Source organism: Nostoc sp. FACHB-110 (assembly GCF_014697425.1).
GTDB lineage: Bacteria > Cyanobacteriota > Cyanobacteriia > Cyanobacteriales > Nostocaceae > Nostoc_B.
The window spans coordinates 1-5,093 of record NZ_JACJRU010000089.1 but is presented as its reverse complement, the minus strand read 5'-3'; the positions used below and the strand labels follow the sequence as shown (position 1 = coordinate 5,093).

Sequence of the window (5,093 nt, the reverse complement as noted above, 5' to 3'; positions counted from 1 at the left end):
GAGATTTTACCGCAGACCCATGAAACATTTGTGCAAGTTGCAATGATTCGGTTAATGCTGAGAAGACTGGCTTAATTGATTCGTTTAATACTTTCCAAACATCCTCTTAGGTACATTGTCTTTCGGTAGCTGCACGCGGTCATTCTTCACCGAAAATCAAAGAAGTATGATGCAGGCAGTTTGTGACCAAATTGCGATCGCAATGGAAAGGTCAAAATTAATTGCTTCGTTGCGCCAACAAACCGAACAGTTGCAAGAAACCAATCGGATGAAAGATGAGTTTTTAGCTATACTTTCTCATGAATTGCGATCGCCTCTCAATGCAATTCTTGGGTGGGCACAACTGCTACGAGCAAGAAAACTCAACGAAACTCAAATTGCCAAAGCCCTAGAAACAATTGAGCGTAATGCCATCAGCCAAACCCAAATGATAGAAGACTTACTCGACATCTCCCGGATGATTAGAGGTAAGTTAAGGCTGAATGTCTATACTTGTAATTTAGTATCAATTATTGAATCAACAATTGAAACCGTCAGTCTTGCTGCCCAAGCTAAAGAAATTGAATTGCTATTTTCAGTAATTAATCAAGCTAATTCTCAGCCGCAATTTTTAATTTCTGGTGATAGCGATCGCTTGCAACAAATTATTTGGAATTTATTATCCAATGCTATTAAATTTACCCCCCAAGGCGGTAAAGTAACAATCAAATTATCTCACAATACTGATAGTAATCAAGAAATAACTACTAGCAAAAGCAATTATTCTGCCCAAATCCAAATAATTGATACAGGGATGGGAATTAAACCGGAATTTCTGCCTTATGTTTTCGACCGCTTCCGCCAAGCTGATAGTTCTAGTACTAGGGCGCATGGTGGGTTAGGATTAGGTTTAGCGATCGTGCGTCATTTAGTTGAGTTACATGGCGGTACTGTGCAGGTTGACAGTGCCGGAGAAGGGCAAGGCACGACATTTACAATTCAATTACCGTTAATATTGCCGAGTCAAGAGACTTCTACTACATCATCTAAGCGCACTAATGCAGATTTTGAAGAAATGCCTGTGTCTCCTTCACTAGCAGGAATACGCGTATTAGTAGTGGACGACGAAGCCGATACCCGCGACTATATAAATACCGTGTTGCAACAATGCCAAGCCCAAGTGCAGACAGTCAGTTCAGTGCAAGAAGCATTGCAAATCATTCCCCAGTGGAAACCAGATGTCATCGTCAGCGATATTGGAATGCCGCAAGAAGATGGCTATTCGTTAATTCGGAAATTGCGATCGCAACCTCCAGAACAAGGTGGTAAAATTCCCGCAGCCGCCTTAACAGCCTATGCACGCGCCGAAGATAGAATGCGTGCTATTCAAGAAGGTTTTCAACTCCATTTACCTAAGCCAGTTCAACCAGCAGAATTAGCCACAGTTGTTGCCAGCCTTGTAGGGAGAAATTGATTTATTTATGGCAGAGGTATTAACGTTCTAAGCATAGTAATTACCTGAATAGTTACTTCGGGTGGTGCTTTACAAAGAAACTCTGCATTTCTTTCTCGCCAATCAAATGATTTTATCTGATCTGCTAAAATCACGCCTGATACTACTAATCCCTCTGGAAGTGCTACCTCAAAAGGATATCCTTTAACTTTTGTAGTAATTGGACACACTAAAGTTAATCCAACTCTGCGATTATATTTAAATGGAGACACTATAATTGCAGGTCTTCTACCTGCTTGTTCTCGTCCAACCTGGGGTGTAAAATCTATCCAAACAATATCACCTTGTTGAGGAATGTAAATTGGTGAATTAGAAGATTTCACGGCCTACTGGTTCTCCACTATCGATTTCACCATGTAAATTATCCATTGTTACCTGTGACAGTAATTCATCAAGGTCATATATTTTCTCTCTAAACCTAGATAGACTATTTTTAATACTTTGCAGTGCCAAAGATTCTACAGATTGACCTGTTAATTCAGCAAAACGTTGCAATTCCTCAAGGAGTAATTCTGGTATTTCAAGGGTTAGCTTTTGATTAGTCATTTTTGCTTTTTGGATAATAAAATAACAGTATGTTGACCTAAAAGATGGAATTCAATCTCTTTGATATTACTCCAAATTTTTCAGACCGATCGCTATCTTACTGTGTTTCTCAATTTGCCCCATAACTTGTTTTGCCCGTTGAATCACAACTGCTGGTAAACCTGCTAATCTTCCCGCTTCAATTCCATAAGATTTATCCGCGCCACCGGGTTGAACTTGGTGTAAAAAGATAATTTGGTCGGGTAATTCTTTGACTGTGACTTGATAATTTGCCACATTCGGTAACATCCCTGCCAATTCATTTAATTCGTGATAATGGGTGGCAAAAATTGTCCGCGAACGAATCTCCATTGCTAAATATTCTGCTACTGCCCAAGCAATCGAAAGCCCATCAAAAGTTGCCGTGCCGCGACCAATTTCATCTAATAAAACTAACGACCGAGATGTGGCATGATTGAGAATATTAGCAGTTTCATTCATCTCCACCATAAAGGTAGATTGACCAGTAGCTAAATCATCTACTGCACCCACACGGGTAAAAATGCGATCGCATACTCCCAACTTCGCAGACTTAGCCGAGACAAAACTACCAATTTGCGCCATCAATTGAATTAAGCCTACTTGCCGCAAGTAACAACTTTTACCACTGGCATTTGGCCCGGTCAGAATAATTAAATCAGGGAGTAGGGCTGTTTCACTACTCCCTAGTTGTGTCGAATTAGGGACAAAGAACCCCGCAGGTAATGATTGTTCCACCACCGGATGGCGACCGTCAACAATTTCTAGTTCTCGCCCTGGAATCATCTCCGGACGGCAGTATCCTTGTTGCACTGCTAACTCAGCTAAACCGCACAACACATCCGCCGCCGCCACAGCGCGTGAAAGTTGGCGAATAGCCTCTGCTTGTTCACCAACTTCTTCCCGTAAGGCGACAAAAATTTCATATTCCAACTTATGTAAATCATCCCTAGCACTGAGAATACGCGCTTCGCGTTCCTTTAGTTCTGGGGTAATGTAGCGTTCCTCGTTCTTCAGGGTTTGCTTGCGGATATAGTTAGCGGGTACTTGGTCAGCTTTCGTGCGGGAAATACCAATGTAATAGCCAAAGGTTTCATTAAATCCCACCTTCAACGTGGGTATTCCAGTTCTCGCCCTTTCATCAACTTCTAAATTAGCTATCCATTGATGGTCTGCTTCTACTGTGGCTTTTCTTTCATCCAACAAACCATTCACACCCGGACGAATTAAGCCGCCTTCTTTTAAATGTAAAGGCGGTGCTTCGACAACGTGGGCTTGAATTTTCTGTGCCAATTCTTCTAATATAGACGGCACTTTTTGTAATGCTTTCAAAAAAGGAGAACGGGCATCGGCAACTAAGCGGGCTAACTCTGGTAAACGAGATAATGAGTCAGCTAAAGCTACTAAATCTCTCGCATTAGCTGTACCAGAACTCGCCCTTCCTGTAAGACGTTCTAAATCGTAGATTTGCCGTAATAACTGCCGCAAATCTTGACGTAGTGGTGTATTTTCTTTTAACTCTTGAATTGTATCTTGGCGTGAGCGAATGCCTTTAATATCCAGTAGCGGTTGCAGCAACCATCGCCGCAAAGCCCGACTACCCATTGCCGTGCTAGTTCTATCTAACGCCCACAGCAAAGAACCGTGAAAAGTCCCATCACGGACTGTTTGGGTAATTTCTAAGTTACGCCGGGTTTGGTGGTCAATAATTAAGTAGTCTGTGAGGGTATAGGTGCGTAGCCTTTGCAGCGAGACTACGTTTTCTTTTTGGGTATCTTCCACATATTCCAAAAGTCCGCCAGCCGCCCTCACAGCTAGGGGAAGATGGTCGCAACCCAAACCTTCGAGCGATCGCACCTTGAATTTCTGCAATAATTTACTTCTAGCTTCACCTTGCGAAAAAGGTACTTGCGATCGCAAACTATAACAAAATGATGGTGGTAAACATTGCGGAAGGTGCGGCGAAGTTTCCCCCGGACGCAGCAAAGCCCCCAAATCAGGCGCGTTGGTGGGAACCAACACCTCCGAAGGTTGTAAGCGCATTAATTCTTGGGTGAGGTGTTCTAAATCGCTACCTTGAGTTGTGAGAAATTCTCCAGTCGAGATATCTGCGTAAGCTAAACCCCAATGATTCCCCGCCATCACCACCGCCGCCAAATAATTATTGCGGCTAGATTTCAACATTCCCTCTTCTAACAATGTGCCAGGGGTAAGGATGCGTGTGACTTCCCGCCGCACCAAACCCACCGCTTCTGACGCATCTTCTACTTGGTCACAAATCACAACTGCATAGCCTTTTTCTACCAACTGCGTTGTATAGCGTTCCCAAGCGTGATGCGGCACACCAGTCATAGCCACCCGCCCAACTTCGCCACCGTGCTTGCTAGTAAGAACTAATTCCAGTTCCCGAGAAACAGTCACCGCATCTTGGAAAAAAGTTTCAAAGAAATCGCCTACCCGATACAGCAATAGTGCGTGAGGATGCTTATCTTTAACTTCCACATAATGCTGGTACATTTTACTCAGCTTACTGCGGTCTACCAATCGCGTATCAGCGTGAGGCGCAGGGGGTTGATTGGTTTCCATTGGCTGGTTTTCAGAGTCAGAAGCGGTCATAGATAGATGCCAGGATTCACGCACGCAAAAGCCACAATACTCGATAATAGCGTGATGTTAGGTTGATTTGCGATCGCTCAAGATTTTTTTAGGTTTCTATTTTGGCTTGTAATTATAGAGAATAGGCGATGGCTACGCCAACACCTTCGGTGAACGCAATACGGTGAAGCTTGGCGAACAGTAGCTACATCCAGCAACTTTGAAGCGTGGTTAATTTTGTGATACTCTCCTTTAGTCGTTTTACTCGTAGCAGCCTTTAAACTTGGCTATAAATTATCTTTGGTAGTTTATCTGGTTCAAGGCGACGAAGATGAGAGCTTGACTAAGTAGCCAAATTCTTATCTAAACTTATTCATAGCTAACCATAGTGAGTAAGTTTATGTGGAAAGTGTCTGAGTTTGGCGATTTAGTGGGTATTTCG

Annotated in this window: 3 protein-coding genes and 1 pseudogene; 1 reads left to right on the top strand and 3 read right to left on the bottom strand. The window is 43.0% G+C overall.

Annotated features, from left to right (window positions below; genetic code table 11):
• Positions 1 to 103: 103 nt before the first annotated feature.
• A pseudogene (locus tag H6G69_RS33320) lies at positions 104 to 1,453 on the top strand (ATP-binding protein); the annotation flags it as partial.
• Between the two features lie 5 nt (positions 1,454 to 1,458).
• On the opposite strand, the gene mazF reads toward H6G69_RS33320, so the two are convergent.
• The 3 genes from mazF to mutS all read right to left on the bottom strand — a co-directional run bounded on the left by mazF (position 1,459) and on the right by mutS (position 4,672).
• Positions 1,459 to 1,815, bottom strand: a complete 357-nt coding sequence (gene mazF, locus H6G69_RS33315) for an endoribonuclease MazF (protein WP_190693991.1) — start codon at positions 1,813 to 1,815, stop codon at positions 1,459 to 1,461.
• Positions 1,802 to 2,038 (bottom strand): hypothetical protein, encoded by a 237-nt coding sequence (locus H6G69_RS33310; protein ID WP_190693990.1) that lies wholly within the window; start codon positions 2,036 to 2,038, stop codon positions 1,802 to 1,804. The genes mazF and H6G69_RS33310 overlap by 14 nt, the downstream gene beginning before the upstream one ends.
• A gap of 66 nt (positions 2,039 to 2,104) precedes the next feature.
• The gene (gene mutS, locus H6G69_RS33305) at positions 2,105 to 4,672 is read right to left on the bottom strand and encodes a DNA mismatch repair protein MutS (RefSeq protein ID WP_190693989.1); all 2,568 of its coding nucleotides are present in this window, start codon (positions 4,670 to 4,672) and stop codon (positions 2,105 to 2,107) included.
• Between the last annotated feature and the right edge of the window lie 421 nt (positions 4,673 to 5,093).

Bases quoted from the DNA above. Each gene is read 5' to 3' on its own strand.
- H6G69_RS33310 (WP_190693990.1), bottom strand. From the start codon at position 2,038: ATGACTAATCAAAAGCTAACCCTTGAAATACCAGAATTACTCCTTGAG.
- mutS (WP_190693989.1), bottom strand. From the start codon at position 4,672: ATGACCGCTTCTGACTCTGAAAACCAGCCAATGGAAACCAATCAACCC.